Source organism: Capsulimonas sp., from assembly GCF_039929585.1.
In the GTDB taxonomy this organism is placed as follows: Bacteria; Armatimonadota; Armatimonadia; order Armatimonadales; family Capsulimonadaceae; genus Capsulimonas.
In genome coordinates this window covers 1-2,297 of the sequence record NZ_JBDSQY010000232.1, presented here as the reverse complement: position 1 = coordinate 2,297, position 2,297 = coordinate 1, and the positions used below count along the sequence as shown (strand labels likewise).

Genomic DNA, 2,297 nt, shown 5'->3' with positions numbered 1-2,297 from the left:
CGTTTCCTGTTTTATACTTTCCGTTGTATCGGGATGCTGTCAGTTGTATTGGTATGCTTTCAGTATACCAGTAGACCAAGAAATATAACGCCCTGAGAAGGGCGTTGCGCTATCCATCCACGCTCATAAATGAGCGGGACTTCCGCGCATTTTGTTAAATCGGCCCATCGCCGTGGAATTTCGCCAAAGTTTGGTATCATGTGGAGATATGAGCGATTTCATCCACAAACGCCACAATGTCTCTGTGCCGCTCTACCATATCGTTTGTACCGTGAAGTATTACCGCACGCGAGATTTTCCGTGCTCTAAGGAAATATCCATGTCAAAGTTATACCGCACCACTGCCGCCGCCATCGCGCTTACCGGCGCAGTCATCAGTCCATCCATCGCCGGAATCAATTGGCCGAAAGAACAACTTCTCCCCACATTTGCCCAGCCCGCTCCGACGCAAGATCTCATTTCACCCCCTACGGCGGGCAGCGCGTTCCCAAAAGCGGAAGCCGTTCTGTTCAGTTCTCTCAAGGGTTTGGTCAATCGAACGAAACCCCGGATTTGGACGTGTGAAGGATCGGGTGATGACAAATACGAATGGCTCAGCGAGCTTGGCCTTTCCTACAGTGAGCCCTCGGATCGCTGGTCACTGATCACCAAATATCGGCAGGAAATTAAGGGCATAATCGTTTACGATAATGCCCAGCCTGACACAATCAATCTTGCCACCACCATCGCCGGTTCTTCGAACGCGCTGGTGGTGTCCCCGGATCTTGTCGCGAAGCTGACCAGCAGCCCCTATTCACTCCCGATTCTGAAGGATCTGCGCGGGAAATTTCATGGACGCCTCAGTGTGTATCAGTACCTGTACGACAACTACTGGGCCAAGACATCCCATCGCGTCCTGACCGGTCTCAATCCTACGGCTGTGTACGGGAACTTGCGGGAATATGCCGTGGCTATCAATTCCACAGTCCTCTGGCTCGATCCTCGGAAACCCAAGGAGAAGGCGCTCCTCAACCGCTATCTGGCGTCGATGGGTCCCGGAACGCTGTACATGGGTTGGTGGGCCGAAGAAGGATCGGGCGTCAGAGCCGCTTCCGCATATGGCGTTGTCACTTGCGCCAGCGACTGGTCGACTAATCTCACAAATTTCGGCGGCACGTCGAGAAAGGTCGCGGTCAAGCCGGCCCCGGCGACGATTCCCCCCATCGAGAACAAAATCTACGTGGCGTTCATTATTAGCGACGGCGACAACTTCCAGTATCTGGAGCATCATCTTCATAAGATGTGGCTCGATCCCGAACGCGGCAAAATCCCGATGGGCTGGACGGTGTCGCCGACGATGCTTGACGCCATGCCGGGTGTTCTCGACTACTACTACAAGACCGCCACCGACAACGACTGCCTCCTCAGCGGCCCATCAGGCTACGGCTACACGTACCCGAACTACTGGCGCGATGGCAAAGCGCTCAACCAGTTTGTGGCAAAATCCGACGAATACTGCAACCGCGCGGGATTGAGGATCATCACGATTTGGAATACGATCACTGGTGGCATCGATCCCAAAGTTGGCGACGCCTACGCAAAACATGCGCCGTCGCTTCTGGGTTTGACGGGGCAAAACGCTGGTAAGGGGCTCAAGATTTACAGGCATAAGCTTCCAACCTTCGACCTCACGGCGACCTATTGCGGAACGATGGACCATTTGGTCAGGGAAGTCAAAGGCGGCTCAGCAGGATGGGATGGCAAATCACCACGTTTCCTGATCATTCAGGCAGAACCGTGGCACGGCTTGATGCCGACCGACTTCGTCACATTCGCCAAAGGGCTCAACTCCAATTACCAAATTGTGCGGCCAGACACCATCTTCAAAATGATGCGCTCCGTCAATCAGCTTCCGATTGATCCGCTGCAGCCGAAGTAAATGAAAGCCAGGGCGCCGGGTGACCGCACCTTGACTCCGCGTGCCTGGAGGCGTGACCTTTCCCATCGTGACAACTCCCCGCTGATAAATCAGCGGGCTTCTACGCTTCCACGGAAGCGAGGCTCTGTTGTCCCAGAGCCAAAATATTGACAGCGGCATTGGTATCGCGATCCAAGGAAAGTCCGCACATCGGACACAGATGCCACCGATCCGACAACTTCTTCTTGGTGCGGCCTTCTCGACCGTCAGGGCGGTAGCCACATCCAGAACAATCCTGGGAGGTGTAAGCAGGGTTGACAGCGAGTAACTCACGACCAGCGTTTTCAGCTTTCGAAGTGAGAACAGAACGAAACTGGAACCAGGAAACGTCAGCAATGGA

General features: G+C 54.4%; 2 protein-coding genes. One reads left to right on the top strand and one right to left on the bottom strand.

Annotated elements, in window-relative coordinates:
* Positions 1-319 precede the first annotated feature (319 nt).
* Positions 320-1,918: a GxGYxYP domain-containing protein gene (locus ABIZ35_RS17430; RefSeq protein ID WP_348221185.1), complete on the top strand. Its 1,599-nt coding sequence runs from the start codon at positions 320-322 to the stop codon at positions 1,916-1,918.
* 100 nt (positions 1,919-2,018) lie between these two features.
* Here the strand turns inward: ABIZ35_RS17430 and ABIZ35_RS17425 are convergent.
* A partial coding sequence (locus ABIZ35_RS17425) for a transposase (protein ID WP_348221184.1) occupies positions 2,019-2,297 on the bottom strand: 279 nt, incomplete at its 5' end.